The 17871-nt window shown below is 69.8% G+C and carries 15 protein-coding genes and 1 pseudogene; 6 read left to right on the top strand and 10 right to left on the bottom strand.

What is annotated here, in order from left to right; translation table 11 throughout:
* Nucleotides 1–58: 58 nt before the first annotated feature.
* The 3 genes from AB0O76_RS01765 to AB0O76_RS01775 all read right to left on the bottom strand — a co-directional run bounded on the left by AB0O76_RS01765 (nt 59) and on the right by AB0O76_RS01775 (nt 3545).
* Nucleotides 59–1765, bottom strand: a complete 1707-nt coding sequence (locus AB0O76_RS01765) for a hypothetical protein (protein ID WP_365483943.1) — start codon at nt 1763–1765, stop codon at nt 59–61.
* A 70-nt stretch (nt 1766–1835) separates the two neighbouring features.
* Complete coding sequence (locus tag AB0O76_RS01770) at nt 1836–3050, bottom strand: acyl-CoA dehydrogenase family protein (RefSeq protein ID WP_365483946.1); 1215 nt, start codon at nt 3048–3050, stop codon at nt 1836–1838.
* Between the two features lie 12 nt (nt 3051–3062).
* Nucleotides 3063–3545: an SCP2 sterol-binding domain-containing protein gene (locus AB0O76_RS01775; RefSeq protein ID WP_365483949.1), complete on the bottom strand. Its 483-nt coding sequence runs from the start codon at nt 3543–3545 to the stop codon at nt 3063–3065.
* Between the two features lie 69 nt (nt 3546–3614).
* Here AB0O76_RS01775 and AB0O76_RS01780 point away from each other — a divergent pair, with 69 nt between their 5' ends.
* From AB0O76_RS01780 to AB0O76_RS01805, 6 genes and pseudogenes are all read left to right on the top strand, one after another.
* Nucleotides 3615–4286 carry a TetR/AcrR family transcriptional regulator gene (locus AB0O76_RS01780; protein WP_365483952.1) on the top strand — a complete coding sequence of 224 codons (672 nt, stop codon included), beginning with the start codon at nt 3615–3617 and terminating at the stop codon, nt 4284–4286.
* Between the two features lie 437 nt (nt 4287–4723).
* Nucleotides 4724–6646: an AMP-dependent synthetase/ligase gene (locus AB0O76_RS01785; RefSeq protein WP_365483955.1), complete on the top strand. Its 1923-nt coding sequence runs from the start codon at nt 4724–4726 to the stop codon at nt 6644–6646.
* Nucleotides 6647–6820: 174 nt separating this feature from the next.
* Nucleotides 6821–7591: a glucose 1-dehydrogenase gene (locus AB0O76_RS01790; protein ID WP_365483958.1), complete on the top strand. Its 771-nt coding sequence runs from the start codon at nt 6821–6823 to the stop codon at nt 7589–7591.
* A gap of 207 nt (nt 7592–7798) precedes the next feature.
* A pseudogene (locus tag AB0O76_RS01795) lies at nt 7799–8377 on the top strand (MFS transporter); the annotation flags it as partial.
* Nucleotides 8378–8498: 121 nt separating this feature from the next.
* The gene (locus AB0O76_RS01800) at nt 8499–9230 is read left to right on the top strand and encodes a hypothetical protein (RefSeq protein WP_365484461.1); all 732 of its coding nucleotides are present in this window, start codon (nt 8499–8501) and stop codon (nt 9228–9230) included.
* Between the two features lie 124 nt (nt 9231–9354).
* Nucleotides 9355–10002, top strand: a complete 648-nt coding sequence (locus AB0O76_RS01805) for an NADH oxidase (RefSeq protein WP_365483961.1) — start codon at nt 9355–9357, stop codon at nt 10000–10002.
* Nucleotides 10003–10021: 19 nt separating this feature from the next.
* Here the strand turns inward: AB0O76_RS01805 and AB0O76_RS01810 are convergent, their stop codons facing one another.
* From AB0O76_RS01810 to AB0O76_RS01840, 7 genes are all read right to left on the bottom strand, one after another.
* Nucleotides 10022–10630 (bottom strand): response regulator transcription factor, encoded by a 609-nt coding sequence (locus AB0O76_RS01810; RefSeq protein WP_365483964.1) that lies wholly within the window; start codon nt 10628–10630, stop codon nt 10022–10024.
* A gap of 87 nt (nt 10631–10717) precedes the next feature.
* Nucleotides 10718–11830, bottom strand: a complete 1113-nt coding sequence (locus tag AB0O76_RS01815; RefSeq protein WP_365483967.1) for a histidine kinase — start codon at nt 11828–11830, stop codon at nt 10718–10720.
* 278 nt (nt 11831–12108) lie between these two features.
* Nucleotides 12109–14421 (bottom strand): TOMM precursor leader peptide-binding protein, encoded by a 2313-nt coding sequence (locus tag AB0O76_RS01820; RefSeq protein ID WP_365483970.1) that lies wholly within the window; start codon nt 14419–14421, stop codon nt 12109–12111.
* Nucleotides 14418–14645: a hypothetical protein gene (locus tag AB0O76_RS01825; RefSeq protein ID WP_365483973.1), complete on the bottom strand. Its 228-nt coding sequence runs from the start codon at nt 14643–14645 to the stop codon at nt 14418–14420. Before AB0O76_RS01825 ends, AB0O76_RS01820 begins: the two co-directional genes overlap by 4 nt.
* A 113-nt stretch (nt 14646–14758) precedes the next feature.
* Nucleotides 14759–15649 (bottom strand): dTDP-4-dehydrorhamnose reductase, encoded by an 891-nt coding sequence (gene rfbD / locus AB0O76_RS01830; RefSeq protein WP_365483976.1) that lies wholly within the window; start codon nt 15647–15649, stop codon nt 14759–14761.
* Nucleotides 15646–16710 carry a dTDP-glucose 4,6-dehydratase gene (gene rfbB / locus AB0O76_RS01835; protein ID WP_365483979.1) on the bottom strand — a complete coding sequence of 355 codons (1065 nt, stop codon included), beginning with the start codon at nt 16708–16710 and terminating at the stop codon, nt 15646–15648. The genes rfbD and rfbB overlap by 4 nt, the downstream gene beginning before the upstream one ends.
* Nucleotides 16707–17774, bottom strand: coding sequence for a glucose-1-phosphate thymidylyltransferase (locus AB0O76_RS01840; RefSeq protein ID WP_365483982.1), 1068 nt, complete (start codon nt 17772–17774; stop codon nt 16707–16709). Before AB0O76_RS01840 ends, rfbB begins: the two co-directional genes overlap by 4 nt.
* Nucleotides 17775–17871: the final 97 nt, after the last annotated feature.

The following is a 17871-nucleotide window of genomic DNA, read 5'->3' on the forward strand; positions in this document are numbered from 1 at the left end:
AAGACCCGTGCAGGGAAAGGCAGTTGGTGTTCGAGGGGTCGCACGGGACGGACGTGAATCAGCCCCGGCAGAGCTCCCTCTCCGCCCGGACCGGATCGTTCGGGAAGCGGAACGTCGTACGTTCCCAGGATCCGGTGACGTTGCGCCAGAACCTGCCGGGTGTCATCGGGTCCCTCGTCGCCTCCCGCAGCTCGGCGAGCTGACCGCAGTCAAGGGCACGGCGGGCGGCGGCGACGCCCGCCGGGTCGAGGCCGTCGGGGAGGGCGCCGTGGCCTCGGTCGGCGAAGATCCACGTGTCGGGAAGGCGCTTGTCGTGGCCCACCCGGCCGGGGATCCGCTCCGCGTGGGCCGCCAGGGGATAGGCGAGCCCGATCGGGTCGAGCGCGGCCCCGTCCAGCGGGACGACCGTGCCGCTGAAGCCGAGGGTGCTGTAGACGCCGGTGACGGCGGGGGAGTTGGCGGCGACGGGGGTCCTGGCGAGGAGCAGCGTGGGCGTGCCGTCGCGGGTGGCGTCGCGGACGAGACGGGCGTAGTCGGCGTTGGCCCCGTAGCCCGCGAACCTGTGGTGGAGGGGGTGCGGGGCCGCGTTCTGGCGTACGTACACTCCGCGCTCGTCCGCGATACCCCCGGGCCCGATCAGACCCTCGTACGGAACGCGCAGCCAGTTCGCGCAGAGCAGCGCCCACAGGCCGACCCCGAGCGTCGCGATCGCCCACGCGCGCGTGAGGGGCACCAGGAAGACGGGCAGGAGCATGAGCAGCAGGCCCGGCAGGAACATCCGGCCGTGCATGAAGTCGCCGCCCACCTTGATGACGTAGGCCCAGCAGAGCAGCCCGGCGACGACGGGCGCCAGCGCGGGGATCAGCGGCGGCATGACGGTCCGGCTGCGGCCCGACGGGAGGACCGCCACCAGGATCAGCACGGCGGGCATCCACAGCAGATAGGGCCCGGCGAAGTCCGTGAAGTAGAACAATCCGCGTGCCCACATGCTCTCTGAGGCCTCCTTGGTCACGCCCGGCAGCGGCATCAACTGCCCGTAGTAGCCGACCCGGAAGATCTCGTACGCGACCGGCAGCGCCATCGCAGCCCCGAGCGCGCCGAGCGCCGCCCACCGCGAAGGGCGCGCCATCAGCCACTGCGCGCCGAGGAACACCGCGGAGACCAGCGCCAGGTCCGGCCTGACGAGCGGGCCCAGACCGATGACCACGCTGGTGACGAGCGACCAGTGCCGCGCGACGAGCAGCAGCCAGGCCCCCGCGATCCAGCAGGTGGCAAGGCCGGTCTCCAGGCCCGAGGTGGCGAAGTCCCAGACGGGCGGCAGGGCGAGGAGCACCAGGCAGCCGAGGGGGAGGACCGTGCGGTCCGTCGAGTACAGCTGCACCGCGCCGAGCGAGGCGAACGCGAATCCGGCGGCGGTGAGCAGCAGCCCGCCGTACATCGCCGCCGTCGCGATGTCGATGCCGGGCAGGCCCGCGAGTGCGAGGAGCCACTGCCAGAGGGTGCCGGTGGCGGACTCGGCGCGTTCGCCCGCGTTGAAGACGGGTCCGTTGCCCGCCAGGATCTGACGGGCCGTGCGGACATAGATGTGCCCGTCGTCGGACATCCAGCGCCGCCGGAACCCGGCGACCGTGATGAGCAGGGCGGGGAGCAGACAGAGGGCCACGCGTACGTAGGGTCGCGGGGCGGTGAGGGGGCCGCCACGGTTGCTGTTGAGCAGCCCGAGGGCGGCGTCCGGCTCACGTGCGTAGGAGTGCGTCGGCGTCATGGTCTTACGGTCGATCACCGGCTTCGCCGAGTTCGTCATCAAACGCCGGACAAGCCGGAATTAGTCTGGTTCAGCGAATCTGCCGCCCCGAGATGGCCCTGGCGATCACGAGCCGCTGGATCTCACTCGTCCCCTCGAAGATCGTGTAGATCTTCGCGTCCCGGTACATCCGCTCCACCGGATGCTCCCTGCTGTACCCGGCACCGCCAAGCACCTGCACCGCCTTCTCGGTCGCCGCGACGGCCAGCTCGCCGGCCCGCAGTTTCGACATCGAGCCCTGGCCCGCGTCGAACTGCTTGTCGTTGCGGGCCATCCAGGCCGCCTGCCAGATCAGCAGCCGCACCGCCTCGATCTCGGTCCGCAGATCGGCGAGGGCGAAGGCGATCGACTGGTTCTCGATGATCGGCCGGCCGAAGGCGACCCGCGAACCCGCGTACTCCAGCGCGTACTCGTACGCCGCCCGTGCGATGCCGAGCGCCTGCGCGCCCACCGTCGGCCTGCTCACCTCGAACGTCGCCATCGCCGCCTGGCCCCGCCCCTTGGCGCCGCCCTCGCGGACCCGCGCGAGCCGCGCGTCCAGACGCTCCTTGCCGCCGAGGAGACAGTGACCCGGTACGCGTACGTCGTCCAGGAAGACGTCCGCCGTGTGCGAGGCGCGCAGCCCCAGCTTCTTGATCTTCCGGGCGCCTTCGAGCCCCCGCGTGCCCGGCGGCACGATGAACGCCGCCTGCCCGCGCGACCCGAGGGCGGGGTCGACGGACGCGACCACGACGTGCACATTCGCTATGCCGCCGTTGGTGATCCACGCCTTCTGGCCGCTCAGGGTCCACTCGTCGCGCGCCGCGTCGTACGTGGCGCGCGTCCGCATCGCCGAGACGTCCGAGCCCGCTTCGGGCTCGGATACGCAGAACGCCGCGACCTTGGGGTCGTCCTCGTCGCCGAAGCACTGCGGCACCCACTCCGCCAGTTGGTCCGGCGTGCCTGCCGAGAAGATCCCGGCCACGGCGAGGGACGTGCCGAAGAGGGCCATGCCGATGCCCGCGTCGCCCCAGAAGAGCTCCTCGTTGGCGATCTGGAGGGAGAGGCCCGAGGGGTCGCCGAAGAGGTCGGCCAGGGACTCGAAGCCGTAGAGGCCGATCTTCGCGGCCTCCTGGATGACGGGCCAGGGCGTCTCCTCGCGCTCGTCCCACTCGGCGGCCGCCGGACGCACGACCCCGGCCGCGAAGCCGTGTACCCAGTCGCGCAAGTCCCGCTGCTCTTCGGTCAGTTCGAAGGAGAAGGGCATCGCAGGGTCACCTCACGCCTTCGGGATGTCGAAGTAGCGGGTCAGGCCGGCGGCGAGCGCCACATCGCCGGCGATCTTGACCTTGCGCATCATGAACATCGTCACGGGGCTCGCGTTGCCGGAGACCAGCTTGAGGAACTCGGCGTCGGACATGATGAGCGTGACGCGCGGCTCGGCGTCCGAGCGGCCCTCGCGGACGGTGCAGGTGCCGTTCGCGATCTCCGTTTCGTGGACCACCTCTTCGACGCCTGTGATCTTCCAGCGGATCAGCGCCTTGAGCGAGCCCGCCGCGTCCGGCTTGAACTGCCGTTCCATGCGCGCGAAGACCTCCGCGAGGACGCGGGCGCGCAGCTCGCCGTCCTGGGCGATCTCGGTGATTTCCTTGCCGGACAGGCCCTTCACGATCTTCGCGAACTCCTCGGGGGTGACGCTCGCGAAGTCCAGGCCGGCGATTCCGTCCGCGCCGCTGATGCCGCCGGTACCGCTGTCCGCCATGGCAATCTCCTTACTCTCTAGTAAACTTACTGTTGGGTAAGATAAGCCCGACCTGAGAGGCTGGCAAGGGTGACGGTGAACAGGGATTCCGAGGGGCGTCGGCGGCGCGTGCCGCGCAAGGAGCGCGAGCAGCAGATCATCGATGTGGCGGTGCAGGTCTTCGCCAAGCGTGGCTATCACGCCGCGTCCGTGGACGAGATCGCCGAACTCGCCGGAATCTCCAAGCCGATGGTGTATCTCTACCTCGACTCCAAGGAAGGCCTCTTCCTCGCCTGCCTGAGCCGTGAGGCCGACCGGCTCGTCGCCGCCTTCCAGGGGGCCGCGCGGGCCGGGGGCGCGGCGCCCGAACTGCGCCTGCACGCGGGCCTTTCGGCGTTCTTCGCCTTTGTCGCCGAGCACCGCGACAGCTGGGTCGTGCTGCACCGCCAGGCGTCGGAGCTGAGCGAGACGATCGCGGCCGCCGTCGCCGACGCCCGCCGCGCGGTGATGGCGCAGGTCGCGGGCCTGGTCTGGGACGGCATCACGGAGAGCGGCGGCGGCTCACCGGCGGCCCGACTCTCCGACGAGGACGCGGATTTCGTGGCCCACGCGCTGGTCGGCGCGGCGGACTCGCTGACCGACTGGATGGGCAGCCACCCGGACCAGTCCCCGGAGGGGGTCACACTGCGGCTGATGAACATGGTGTGGGTCGGGATGGGGCGGGTTCTGGAGGGGGAGGTCTGGGTGCCGGAGAGGGAGTGAGGGCGGCTGCGCGCCCGCCTCGGCCTTTCCGGGCGCAGCCCGCGTGCCGTCGCCTCGGTGAGGGCAGCTGCGCATCCGCCTCGGCCTCCGGGGCGCAGCCCGCGTGCCGTCGGCCTCGCGGCTGCCCGGTGTCGCCCTGTGCCACGCTGCTGTGCGCCCCTGCGAGTGTCGGCGGTCGCGAGGCCGGTGTCGCCCGCGCACGGGTTGCACTGCCGGCCGCGGCTGTCCGTGCTTCTGGTGTCGTCGTCGTGTGGCCGGGGTGTTGCCTCCGGTGTCATCGCCGCCCGGCCTTTGTCGCCCGTCGCGCGCCGCCCGGCGAGTTCTCGCTGTCCGCGCCATTGAACTTTCCCTACGCTTGAGTAAGTTGACCTCCCAGTAAGTACGCATGCACCGCATCACCTCTGCACGTCAGCTGGTAGCCGGAGCCGGGAGCCGTCATGGGCGTACGCAAGGATCTGAAACGGGCACAACGCCACAGCGAGCTGGCGGAGCGCACCACCGTCGAGATTGTCAGGGACGAGTACGGAGTCGTGCGCGAGGCGAGCGTCGCCCCGCTCGCGGCCACGGCCACCGCGGGCAGTACCGCCGACATCCCCTTCACCAACGCCACCGAGGCGCCCGACGCCGTCGTCCTGCGCCGCAAGCAGGGCGACCAGTGGCGACCGGTCAGCGCCGCGGCCTTTGCGCGCGAAGTCACCGCCGTGGCCAAGGGGTTGATCGCCGCGGGGCTCGAACCGGGCGGCCGCGTCGCGCTGATGTCCCGTACCCGGTACGAGTGGGCCGTCCTCGACTTCGCGATCTGGGCGGCGGGCGGGCAGAGCATACCCGTGTACGCGACATCGGCGGCCGAGCAGATCGAGTGGATCGTGCGGGACTCGGGTGCGGGGTTCCTCATCGCTGAGACCCCGGAGAACGTGGCGACGGCCGAGGCGGCGGTCGCGGGCCTCGCCGAACCGCCGCGTGTCCTGTCGATCGATGATGGGGCTGTGTCTCAACTCGTCCAAGGCGGGCGGGAGTTGTCCGATGAGGAGGTGGTCAAGCGGCGGGCCGCCCTCACCCCGGACTCCATCGCCACCATCTGCTACACCTCGGGCACCACCGGCAAGCCCAAGGGCTGCGTCCTCACCCACGGCAATCTGCACGCCGAGGCCGCGAACACCGTCGACCTGCTTCACCCCGTCTTCAAGGAGATCACCGGCCAGGTCGCATCGACGCTCCTCTTCCTGCCGCTCGCCCACATCCTGGGCCGCACCATCCAGATCGCCTGCATGCTCGCCCGCATCGAACTCGGCCACTGCCCGAGCATCAAACCGGACGAGCTCCGCCCCGAACTTCGGTCCTTCAGGCCGACTTTCGTCGTCGGCGTCCCGTATCTCTTCGAGAAGATCCACGACACGGGGCGCGCGACCGCCGAGAAGATCGGGCGCGCCGCGTCCTTCGACCGGGCCGAGGGGATCGCGGTGCGGTTCGGGGATGCGTATCTGAACAAGTTCCTGGACAAGCGCGGGCCCGGACCCTCGATCGGGCTCTACCTGGGCTGGGCGCTGTACGAGCTGCTCGTCTACCGGCGCGTACGCAAGGAGGTCGGCGGCAGGCTGCGCTACGCGATCAGCGGCGGCTCACCCCTCGACCGGCGTCTCAACCTCTTCTTCTACGCCGCAGGAATCGTCATCTACGAGGGGTACGGCCTGACGGAGACCACCGCCGCCGCGACCATCACCCCGCCGCTGAAGCCCCGCCCCGGCACGGTGGGCCTGCCGGTGCCCGGCACCGCGATACGCATCGCGGACGACGGGGAGGTGCTCATCAAGGGCGGCATCGTCTTCGGCTCGTACTGGAACAACCCGGCCGCCACGGACGCCGTGCTGCGGGACGAGTGGTTCGCGACCGGTGACCTCGGGGCGCTCGACGACGACGGCTACCTCACGATCACCGGGCGCAAGAAGGACCTCATCGTCACCTCCGGCGGCAAGAACGTCTCCCCGGCGATCCTGGAGGACCGGCTGCGCAGCCGGGCGCCGGTCGGCCAGTGCATCGTCGTCGGCGACAACCGTTCGTACGTCGCCGCGGTCATCACCCTGGACCCGGAGGCCGTCGAGCACTGGCTCTCCGTGCGCAAACGCCCCAAGGACATCCCGCTCGCCGAACTCTGCCGGGACCCGAAGGTGATCGCCGAGGTCCAGAAGGCCGTGGATTACGCCAACTCGGCGGTCTCACGGGCGGAGTCCATCCGTAAATTCGTCATCGTCGAGGGCGAGTTCACCGAGGACAACGGGCTGCTCACGCCCTCCCTGAAGATCAAACGGCACGCGGTGGCGACGGCGTACGTGGGTGAGATCGAGGCGCTTTACGGTGACTGAGCCCACCAGGCGGTAGAAGTAGGGGCGTTCGGCGGCGTCCTCGGCCGGGCCTGAACCGCGCGGACGGCTGTGGTGTGGGTGGTGGTCGTAACACCACCATAAGTGGGCTCTACTCATGTCTCGCCAATAGCGGCGAGGATGCCATGCGTGAGCACGAAGGCTGGGGATTTCATCATGCAGAGCACGTCCTACGGTGCCCGTTTCGACGGCAAGGTCGCCCTGATCACCGGCGGCGCGACCGGAATGGGTCTGGCGACCGCGCGGCGCCTGCTCGACGAGGGCGCCAAGGTCGTGATCACCGGCCGCAGCGAGGACCGCCTCAAGCGCGCCGCCGAGCGCCTCGACGCGTGCGACCGGCTGATCGCGGTGCCCGCCGACGTCTCCAAGCCGGCCGACCTCGACCGGCTGATGGGAGAGGTGCGGGAGCGCTTCGGCCACCTGGACGTGGTGTTCGCCAACGCCGGTGTCGGCGTCTTCAAGCGGATCGAGGAGTTCACCGAGGAGGACTTCGACGGCGTGGTGGACGCCAACTTCAAGGGCGTCTTCTTCACCGTCAAGCACGCGCTCCCGCTGCTCAAGGACGGCAGCTCGATCGTGATCAACGCCTCGTGGACCCACCACAAGGGCCTGGTCATCGGCTCCCTGTACGCCGCGAGCAAGGCGGCCGCGGCCAACCTCACCAAGACCCTCGCCAGCGACCTCTCCGACCGCGGCATCCGGGTCAACGCCATCAGCCCCGGCTACATCGACACCGACATGTTCCGTGAGTCGGTGCCGACCGACGAGGCCCGCGAGGCGAGCCGCCAGGACGTGGTCCTTAAGCGCATCGGCACCCCGGAGGAGGTCGCGTCCGCTGTCGCCTTCCTCGCGTCGCACGACGCGTCGTACGTCAACGGAGTCGACCTCCTCGTCGACGGCGGCGTCGCCAACTCCATCCCCGCGTGACCGACACCCGCTCCTGCTCATGAACGCGGCACTCAAGGTGCGCGCGGAATCCATCGCGTAACGCACGCGCACTCGCACTCGCACTAAGGAGCGCAAGAGTTGTCTTCCCGTTCAGGTGGGCGAACCCCGGGATCGAACCCCCAAGTCACATTGATCGCGGTCCTGTTGACCCTGCTGATCCTGCCGACTTCGGTCACCGGGTCGGGCGTGGCCCTGCCACACATCGGCCTGGACACGGACGCGTCCCTTGATGCCCTGCAATGGGTGGTGCACGCCTACAACTTGACCTTCGCGAGCTTCATGCTGGCGTGCGGCGCGCTGGCCGACCTGCTCGGGCGGCGCCGAGTGTTCGCCGTCGGTGCGGTGCTGTTCACGGTGGCCTCGCTGGTCAGCGCGGTGGTCAGCGACATCTACGTACTCGACCTGGCGCGCGCCGTGGCCGGTGTGGGCGCCGCGGGGCTGCTGACGAGCGGCAGCTCCATCCTCGCCACCAGCTTCGACGGCGCCGCCCGCACCCGGGTGTTCGCCGCCGTCGGCATCGCGACGGGCGCGGGCCTCGCGCTCGGCGCCATGGTGGCGGGCGTCCTCGCGGACACCCTCGGCTGGCGCTCCTTCTACGGCGCGCACGCGCTCCTCATGCTGCTCGTGCTCTTCGCGGTGCCGTTCATGCAGGAGTCCCGCAGCGAGTCCGCCGCCAAGGTCGACTGGCCGGGCACGGCCACCTTCGTCGGCAGCCTCTTCCTGCTCATGCTCGGCATGGTCGAGGGCCCGCAGTGGGGCTGGGCGAGCCCGGGAGTGCTCGGCTGCCTGGCGGGCGCGGTGCTCCTTATGGCGGTCTTCGTCCTGGTGGAGAAGCGCCAGCCGCACCCGATGTTTCGATTTGTCGCTGCTGCGCAACGCCAAGTTTATGGCGCTCTGCCTGATCCCCGTCGTGGTCACGTTCGCCTTCGTGATCCTGCTGCCGCTGACGCTGCGCATCCTGTCCACGCCGCTGCTCGCGGGACGTCTGGTCAAGTGGGGCTGGTCGCCGCGTACGGTCTTCGCGCTGAGCCTGGCCTGCCTGACCCTGGGCGTCGCCTGGCTCGCCGTCGTCCTGGAGCCCGGCATCGGCCTCGGGGCGCTCGCGGGCCCGCTGATCCTGCTGGGCATCGGCCTCGGCCTGAACTTCGGCCTGGTCGACGGCGCGGTCCTCACGGTGGTCGCCCCCGAGGCCACCGGCACGGCGGCCGGGTTCCTCAACACCCTGCGCCTGGGCAGCGAGGCCGTGGTCATCGCCGCGGTGGGCTCCGCGCTCGTCAACCTCGTACAGAACTGGCTGAACGACGGCCTCGACAAGTTCCCCGCGTACAAGGGCGATCCCGCCGAGCTTGCCAACAGCGTCAACTCGGGTGATCTCGCCGGGCCGTTGGAGAAGCTGCCGGAGAAGGTGCAGCCCAGCTTCTTCGACTTCGTGAGCGAAGGCTTCACGGGCGCCTGGCAGGCGGTCCTGTGGGCGAGCGCCGTGATCTGCGCGCTTCTCTCGGTGGCGATCTACGTGATGCTGTCCGAGAAGAAGAAGGACGTGACGGTCGCCAAGGGCGGCCCCGCTGTGACCCCCGACCGCAGCGAGGCCACCGCGGACGGCTATGTGAACCGCTGAGCTTCGGTGCCCGTCGGCGCTCACGCCCCCGGGTATGAGCGATTCATATGCCCGACGTGATTCCAGGACTGCCGTAGCGACGGCCGTTCGCCCAGGGTGGCTTCCAATGGCACGAGGAGGTTCCATGGCGCAGTCTCCGGAGTCGGCGGAGCCGTTCGCCGGTCAGCTCATCCAGCTGTGGTCGCTCCGGGAGGACGTGGAAGTCGCGGCCGGTGACGGCGCCGAGCACCTGTCCCTCAAGTGGAACTCCGGCACCGAGTGGATCGGCGATCCGACACCGCTGGTCCGCAACGTGCTCAGCCGGATGGAACTCGGTCCCGTCGTGCTCGACAACGCGTGGCCCGCGCCGACGGGTCCTGAGGACCCGGACCCCTATGAGGTCCTCCTGCCGGTCTTCGAGCGGCTCTCCCATCTGATCGTCCGCACCCTCGGGGTCGACGACCTGAGAGGGCCACTCCTGTCGGTGGTCCCGGTCGCGGAGGGTGCCCAACTGGTCCTCGCGGGGCGGCGGGACGGCCGAGCGCTGCGCACGGCCGTCGGCCTCTCCATGGCCTTCGGCGAGTCCTCGGTCAGGCTGCAGACCGCGTCGTCGCCGCACCATGTGCTCATCCACCGGCCCGAGCCGATCTGGGTGGTGGGGCTGCTCGGCTGGCCGGTCACGCCCGCCGTGGTGAGCGACGCGCTGCCGCTGCCCGCCGAGGTCACGGACGCCATCCTGGACTATCTCGCGGTCGCGGGGATGGTCGTCCCGGACGGGGATCCCACGGACTGACGGCCGCGCTCCGTCCCGCTCACAGCAGCCAGCCCGCCTCACGGGCGATACGGATGGCGTCGACCCGGTTGCGTGCGTTGAGCTTGGTCACGACCGTCGTCAGATAGTTCCGTACGGTGCCGACCGAGAGCCGCAGCTGCGTCGCTATCTCGACGACCTCGTAGCCCCCCGCGGCCAGTTGGAGCACCTCGGTCTCGCGGGCCGTCAGCGGACTGTCCGCGCCTCCCCAGGCGGCAAGGGCAAGCTCGGAGTCGATCACACGCTGGCCGCCGGCGACTTTCCGTACCGCCTGCGCGAGCTTCTGCGGCGGGGCGTCCTTCAGGAGATACCCGGAGACCTGGGCGGCCATCGCGCGCCTGAGCGTGCCGGGGCGGTCCAGGCTGGTGAGGATCAGGGTCTTGCAGTCGGGCAGCCGCTCGTGCAGCAGGGACGCCGCGCTCAGCCCGTCGAGCCCCGGAAGATCGATGTCGATGATCGCCACGTCCGGCTTCTCCGCGAGCGCCGCGGGCAGGATTTCGTCCCCGCGTTCCACGCTCGCCACGACATCCAGATCCCTCTCGAGACTCAGTAAGGCCACCAGCGCGCCTCTCACCATGTGCATGTCCTCGGCCAAAAGTACGCGGAGCACAGTCCCCCCATGATGTCGATCTGTGCAGGCACTGCCAGAGAATCCGGGGTGACAATATCAGCCAACTCCACTCGCGTAGTTGGTCAGTTACGGTTCGGGGTTCGCCATTTCCTTCAGCTGCGGCTCCGCGGTCACCGCCGTAACGGTGACTGCGTTGACCGGAGCTTCGGCGATCAGGCGGAACAGGCCCGTGGAAGCCCCGTCGTCCGGATCGCCCGGCGGCCGGTCGATGGTCAGCGTTCCGCCGATCGCGCACAGCCGCTGCTCCAGGTTGCCCAGGCCGTTGCCGCTGTGGGGGGCCGGCGGGCGGTGGTCGCGCACCAGGCCGTCGTTGACGATCGTCAGCCGGGCCGTTCCGCCGTCGATCGAGGCGCTGATGGCGCACCGGCCGGCCTTGCTGTGCCGCAGCAGATTGGTGACCGCCTCCCGCAGGACGGTCGCGAGGACCGTTCCGGCCAGCGCGTTGACGTCCTTGAGGGCGGGCGCGATGTCGACGGTGCAGTCCACCTCCGCCGAGACGAGCACCGACTGCGCGGACGACACCTCCGTGAGCAGCGACATCTCCCGGTATCCGCTGGCCACCCTGCGGACATCGGCGAGCGCCTGCCGGGAGATGGAAAGGACCTCCGTCACCTCCTGCTCCGTACGCTCGTGCTGGACGCCGAGGAGACGGTGGATCAGCTCGCTCTTGAGCACGATGGCGGAGAGGCTGTAGCCGAGCAGGTCGTGCAAGTCCTGGGAGAGGCGCAGTCGTTCGTTGACCACGGCCATTCTGGCGATCTCGGCGCGGGCGGCGTGCACCTCCTCCACGATCGCCGAGAGCCGGGAGAGGCCGTACACCACGAGCCCGGAGAGCAGCGTGCTCTGGCACATGTAGACGATGTCGATGACCGAGAGATCATTGAGGATTCCGGGGATGAGCAGGCTCAGTCCTGTCGCCGCGAAGAGCGGCCAGGCCACCCGGGTGGGCAGCAGGAGGAGAAGCGATCCTGCAAAGAATCCCGCCATGCCGCCCCAGGCGACCCCGAAGTAGACGAGGGGCAGATAGGTGACGACGGACTGTGCGCCGAGCGTCAGCATCCTGCGCCGTAAGGGAGCGCGGTCCGCCCCTCGCCTGGAGTGGGTCAACTGCAGCGCGAACGCCGCCGAGATGGTGATCAGTCCCGTCACCAGGGTGGCCGGTGTCGGGTTCGCACTCAAGAGGTTGATCACCGTGATGATCAAGTAACACGTCAGCGTCGCCAGCAAGATGGTCCGTGCCAGTTGCGGGGCAGGACCACTGTTGATTCGTATCTTTGGCGGATCGGACTGGTCGGGACGGGTCTCGCGCATCCTCGCAGTGCTCCTAAGCAACCTGGGGGGAGTGGCCCTGAGCCGCTCATCCTAAGCAGGCGAGGTGATAGGCACATTCAATTCCGATGCCGTAACTGTCAGGTCCTGGCCGGTACTTGAAAGGGAGATGTAATTCGGGGAGGCAATCAGACGAAGAGCGGGACGGGGTTGAGTTCGTCGTACGGCGTCGGTTCCGCGAGCCTTCCCAGCGAGACGGGGACATCGAAGAGCCGTCCCGGCGCATAGCGCGCCCAGAAGTGCCGAAGGCCCGGGACCAGCACCTTGACCACCGGGAGTCCGATGTCCGGCTGGGTCTGGTCGAGCACCAGGAGGTCGAGTCCGCGCCCGGTGAGGAGTTCGGTGACGGCGGTGAGGTCGTCGCGCAGATCCGTGCGGTGGGTGTAGACCCAGGAGCGTGGCGTGCACGGCGTGATGTCGTCGGCACCCCGCAGATAGGCCTGGTTCCCGACCGTCGCGGTGCGCCACCACGCCACCGCTCCGGGATGGTCGGTCCCGTACACGCCGGGCCCCGCATGCGCCCCGTGGACCGATGGCAGCAGCTGGCCCATCTCCGTGAGCGCCCTGCGCAGCGCGACGCCCGGGTCGAAGTGGGCCCCGAAGCCGAAGACGATGTCCTCGGTCGGCCCGTCGGTGCGCCGCGAGAGGGCAACGATCGCCGGGATGCCGAGATCCGTGGTCAGGTCGAGCGCCCAGATCTCGCGGCCGATCCTGCGATATCCCGCGCGGAGCCGCTCGATGTACGGCTCGTCGAAGGAGTCCAGGTCGACGGCGGGCTGACGGGTGCGGTTGTACCACCACAGGGCCACCGCGTCCCGCTCCACCAGTTCGAGGAAGCCCTGGAGCAAGGCGTCCTCGGTGCTGGATCCGGCGGCGTTGCCGTTGGAGTCGGCGGTGGGCTCATGGGCGGGGAGCTGGTCCGGGGAGAAGTAGAGCATGCTCGTCGGCAGCAGCCGGTGGGTTCCCGATGCGAGGGACCACACCGGTGTCCAGCCCACCGGACACGTCTCGTCGAACCGCTCCGGTACGTAACTGAACGGCGAGCACTCCGCGTTCCAGCGGTCGCGGTCCGCGAACTGCCGGTCGTGGTACAGCTGGCAGGCGTTGGGGTGCAGCGCCTGAGGGCCGAGCGAGCGGTAGCTGTCGCGCACCACCGGCTCGTCACCCCGCCGGGTCCCGCTGTACCGCTCGACCGCCTCGCACAGGGCGCTCACCTTGGCCTCGGTCGCGGTAAGACCCTTGCCGCCGCTGAGCGAACGAAGCCCGGCCCGCATCTGGGCGAGGCTCCCCGACTCCATGGCGAGGTTCTGGCCCGACACGTACGCCTCGGCGAACGCGGGGGTGCCCTCCGCGCGCCTGACCTCCTTGACGATTCCGGTGACCGGACCGATCAGACCGCCGTGCCGCTCCAGCATCTGCCGTGCGGTGAGCGCCCGATGGCCGCCGCCGGTGCCGTCGGCCGCCTTGGGGCGGCTCTGCGGCACGAAAGGGGACCAGCCCCGCTCGCCGACCATCCGCGGGTTTCCGCACACGGCGCACTGGGGCTGCCGCGTCGTCGGGTGCCAAGTGCTCTGGAACGTCAGGGTGTCGAGCGCCAGGATGGAGCTCTGCTCGGGACGCCGCGCCCCGGCGAGCCACTTGACCGTCTCCAGTACGGCCGTATGCGCGGCGAGCGCCCGCCCCGCGGCCAGCGAGGCGTCCGGCCTGGAGAGCGGACGGTCCAGGCCGAGGGCGCGCTGGAGCGGCAGCTCCGTCGTGCGGTGGCCGCGCAGTCTCGTGGCCACACAGGACCAGCAAGGTCCTTCCGCCGGGCGGAAGATCGGGCCGATCCAGGGTTCAGGACCGCGCAGCCGGGCCGGCATCCAGGGGCGCCGCGCGGCACGGTGGAGGGCGTCCACCTCGCGCAGCGCCGGATCGAGGTAGTCGTCCACCAGGACGATGGTGAAGTCGGCGGCGCTCTCCACCTCCGTGACGTGCAGGCCCGTGTCCAAGCACGCCTGCCGCACGGGCCGCAGCGCCGTCGCGTCCAGCGCGCTGATCCGCACGGTCGCCCGCGCCACCTCGTCGGCGGCACGGGCTCCGTCGAGGCCCGCGAGGTCCCAGTACGCCTCGCTGACCCGCTCGGAGGTGCTGGTGCGGCGGTCCGACGGCCTGAAACGCAGCAGGCCCGCATCGGTGAGCAGCCGCAGTGCCTGGGAGACCTCGTCGCCGGTCAGCGCCGGGTGGGCCGCACGGGCGATGGCGTCCGGTGTCCTGGTGCCGTCGAGAAGCGGGACAAGGATCTCGGCGTGGGGACCGTGCAGTGCCGTGATCCCGAGGTGAGACACCAAGTAGGCCGCTTCACCGGGGACGACCGCGGGGTGGAGATGGCTCTTGAACTCCACCCGCACGGTCGTGTCCGTGATCGTCGTGGTTCTCTCGTGCCCCCCGGCCACCGTCATGCCCGGGAAAGACCGGCTGTGCGCTGAGCTCCCACGGTGTGCTGCTGGGAGGAGTTGGTGAACGTGAACGCCGCATTGGTGAAGGTGAAAGCCGCGTTCGTGAAGGTGAACGAGGTGTCCGAAGAGCCCCCGTCGGCGTCGAGCCGCTCCACGACGAGGTTCGGCAGGACGGCACTCGGAGTCGTGGCGGGAACGTGAGCAGCCGATGCGATGATCTTGTCCATGGCTTGATTGCCCTTCTTCAGCGCTACGGAGTGGATTCCTCTGTGCGCTCCCTATATTTGTTCCGCCACGGGGGATAGGGCAGTGGCCGAGTCACTTGTCGCGGGTGAGCTTTTCATGGTCCTGAGGCAACGGCCGCGCGCAATGCGGGAAATGCCCCGGCGAGCGCGGCGCGCCAGTCCTGGATCGGCTCGATCCCGGCCCCGGCCCAGCGCTCGTGGCCGAGGACGCTGTAGGCGGGCCTGGGGGCGGGGCGTACGTACGCGGCGCTGGTGGTCGGACGTACCCGCTCCGGATCCGCGCCGAGGAGCCGGAAGGTCTCCCTGGCCAGCTCGAACCAGGTGCAGTCCCCGCCGCTCGTGCCGTGGTAGATGCCGGGCGGCGCCGATCCGTCGACGGCCGCCCTGCCCAGGCGTACGAGCCGGTCCGCGAGATCCACGGTCCAAGTCGGCTGGCCACGCTGGTCGTTGACGACGTCCAGGGTGTCCCGCTCCCGCTCCAGACGGATCATGGTCGCCACGAAACTCGGCCCGCCGACGCCGTAGAGCCAGGCCGTGCGCACCACGTGACCGGCCGCGGGCAGGACGTCGAGCACCGCCCGCTCGCCCGCCAGCTTCGTCCTGCCGTACGCCGTGCGGGGCGCGGGCGCCGCGTCCTCCGCGTACGGGGAAGAGGCGTCCCCGGCGAAGACGTAGTCCGTGGAGACATGGAGCAGCCGAGAGCCCGACTCCCGGCACGCCAGGGCCAGTTGGCGGGGCCCGTCGCCGTTGAGCCGCAGCGCTTCGGCCTCCTGGGCCTCCGCGTCGTCGACGGCGGTCCAGGCCGCGCAGTTCACCACGACCGACGGCTCGAGCCCGGCGATCGCGTCCCGTACGGCCCCGCCGTCGCGGATGTCGAGGGCGCGGCGGTCCAGGGCGGTCGTCTTCTCCCCGGCGGCCGAGAGCCGGGCCACGACGTCCTGGCCCAGCATCCCGCCCGCTCCGGTCACCACCCAGCCGCCGCTCACAGGGCCGCCCGCTGCTGGAGCGGTTCCCACCAGTCGCGGTTCTCGCGGTACCACGCGACCGTCTCGGCGAGCCCGGTGCTGAAGTCCTTGCGGGGCCGGTAGCCCAACTCCTCCGAGATCTTGGTGCAGTCGACGGAGTAGCGCCGGTCGTGGCCCTTGCGGTCCTCGACGTACGTCACCGAATCCCAGCCCGCCCCGCATGCTTCAAGGAGCAGGGAGACCAGCTCCTTGTTGGTCAGCTCGGTGCCGCCGCCGATGTTGTAGACGTTGCCGGCACGGCCCTGGGTGCGGACCAGATCGATGCCCTGGACGTGGTCGTCGATGTGCAGCCAGTCCCGGACGTTGAGCCCGTCGCCGTACAGCGGTACGTCCTGTCCCTGCATCAGCCGGGTGATGAACAGCGGGATGAGCTTCTCCGGGAAGTGGTGGTGCCCGTAGTTGTTGGAGCAGCGCGTCACGCGGACGTCGAGGACGTGGGTGTGGTGGTAGGAGAGGGCGAGCAGGTCGCTGGACGCCTTGGACGCGGAGTAGGGGGAGTTGGGCGCCAGCGGATGGGACTCGGGCCAGGAGCCGTACTCGATCGACCCGTACACCTCGTCGGTCGAGACGTGGACGAACACGCCCTCGTCCCCGCCGTGGTGGCGCAGCGCCGCGTCGAGCAGCGTCTGTGTCCCCGCGACGTTCGTCCGTACGAACTCGGTCGCGCCCAGGATCGAGCGGTCGACGTGCGACTCCGCGGCGAAGTGCACGATCTGGTCGTGCCCTGCGACCAGCGTGTCCACCAGTTCGGCGTCGCAGATGTCGCCCTGGACGAAGAAGAATCCGGGGTGCTCGCGCACCGGGTCGAGGTTGGCGGGATTGCCCGCGTAGGTGAGCTTGTCGAGGACGGTGATGTGCACGCCGCCCGGTCCTTCGGGGCCGAGCAGGGTGCGGACGTAGTGCGAGCCGATGAAGCCGGCGCCGCCGGTGACCAGGATCTTCGTGGGGCTCTTGGCCGGTGTCTCGGGCGTCTGGGGCGTCTGGGGCGTCTGCGGTGTCTGCGGTGTCTGTGGTGGGGTCATGACGCGATCTGCACCTTGCTGTGGTCGCCGAGTACGAGCCGGTGGGCCGCGGGAACCCGCGACGCGGGGGTGACCTCCACGCTTCGGCCGATGAGAGAGCTCTCGATGCGGCGGACGCCGTCGACCGACGAACCGCTGAGCATGATGGAGAACTCGATCTCACTGTCGGTGATCCGGCAGCTCTCCGCGATGGAGGTGGAAGGGCCGATGTACGAGTCGGTGATCACCGATCCGGCGCCGATCACGGCAGGACCCACGATCCGCGAGCCGACGATCTTCGCGCCCGCCTCGACCCTGACCTTGCCCACGATCTCGGAGGCCTCGTCCACCGAACCGTCGATGCCGCCGTCGGCGGCCTCAAGTACGGAGCGGTTGACCTCCAGCATGTCGACGACGTTCCCGGTGTCCTTCCAGTAACCGGAGATCGTCGTCGAGCGGACACCGCCGCGGTTGTCGATGAGCCACTGGATGGCATGGGTGATCTCCAGCTCGCCGCGCCAGGACGGCTTGATGGAGCGTACGGCTTCGTGGATGGCGGAAGTGAAGAGATAGACCCCCACGAGCGCCAGATCGCTGCGCGGCTGCGCGGGCTTCTCCTCCAGACCCACCACCTTGCCGGAGGCGTCGAGTTCGGCGACGCCGAAGGCGGTCGGATCGGAGACCTTGGTGAGCAGGATCTGTGCGTCGGGCCGGCTTTCGCGGAACGAACCGACCAGGTCCGCGATGCCGCCGACGATGAAGTTGTCGCCGAGATACATCACGAAGTCCTCGTCGCCGAGGAACTCCCGCGCGATCAGGACGGCATGAGCAAGGCCCAGCGGTGCCGACTGGGGGAGGTAGGTGATGTCGAGGCCGAACTTGGAGCCGTCGCCGACGGCCTCCTCGATCTCGGCGGCGGTGTCGCCGACGATGATGCCGACCTCGGTGATGCCCGCCTCCGCGATCGCCTCCAACCCGTAGAACAGCACGGGTTTGTTGGCGACGGGGACGAGTTGCTTGGCGTAGGTGTGGGTGATGGGCCGCAGGCGGGTGCCGGCCCCGCCGGAGAGTACGAGAGCCTTCATGGCCCGGACGCTAGGGTCTTGGGCTCAAGCGCCGGTGGGGGCCTGGACGGGCCGCGCCGGGGCGAGGCCCGTTCTCCATCGCGGCTCTACCGGACGC

This window comes from Streptomyces sp. NPDC086554, assembly GCF_040686095.1.
Taxonomy (GTDB): Bacteria; Actinomycetota; Actinomycetes; order Streptomycetales; family Streptomycetaceae; genus Streptomyces.

What these genes read in the sequence shown, in the direction of transcription:
- AB0O76_RS01765 (WP_365483943.1), bottom strand. Translation starts at nt 1,765, where the DNA reads ATGACGCCGACGCACTCCTACGCACGTGAGCCGGACGCCGCCCTCGGG.
- AB0O76_RS01770 (WP_365483946.1), bottom strand. Translation starts at nt 3,050, where the DNA reads ATGCCCTTCTCCTTCGAACTGACCGAAGAGCAGCGGGACTTGCGCGAC.
- AB0O76_RS01775 (WP_365483949.1), bottom strand. Translation starts at nt 3,545, where the DNA reads ATGGCGGACAGCGGTACCGGCGGCATCAGCGGCGCGGACGGAATCGCC.
- AB0O76_RS01785 (WP_365483955.1), top strand. Translation starts at nt 4,724, where the DNA reads ATGGGCGTACGCAAGGATCTGAAACGGGCACAACGCCACAGCGAGCTG.
- AB0O76_RS01790 (WP_365483958.1), top strand. Translation starts at nt 6,821, where the DNA reads ATGCAGAGCACGTCCTACGGTGCCCGTTTCGACGGCAAGGTCGCCCTG.
- AB0O76_RS01800 (WP_365484461.1), top strand. Translation starts at nt 8,499, where the DNA reads ATGGCGCTCTGCCTGATCCCCGTCGTGGTCACGTTCGCCTTCGTGATC.
- AB0O76_RS01805 (WP_365483961.1), top strand. Translation starts at nt 9,355, where the DNA reads ATGGCGCAGTCTCCGGAGTCGGCGGAGCCGTTCGCCGGTCAGCTCATC.
- AB0O76_RS01820 (WP_365483970.1), bottom strand. Translation starts at nt 14,421, where the DNA reads ATGACGGTGGCCGGGGGGCACGAGAGAACCACGACGATCACGGACACG.
- AB0O76_RS01825 (WP_365483973.1), bottom strand. Translation starts at nt 14,645, where the DNA reads ATGGACAAGATCATCGCATCGGCTGCTCACGTTCCCGCCACGACTCCG.
- rfbB (WP_365483979.1), bottom strand. Translation starts at nt 16,710, where the DNA reads ATGACCCCACCACAGACACCGCAGACACCGCAGACGCCCCAGACGCCC.
- AB0O76_RS01840 (WP_365483982.1), bottom strand. Translation starts at nt 17,774, where the DNA reads ATGAAGGCTCTCGTACTCTCCGGCGGGGCCGGCACCCGCCTGCGGCCC.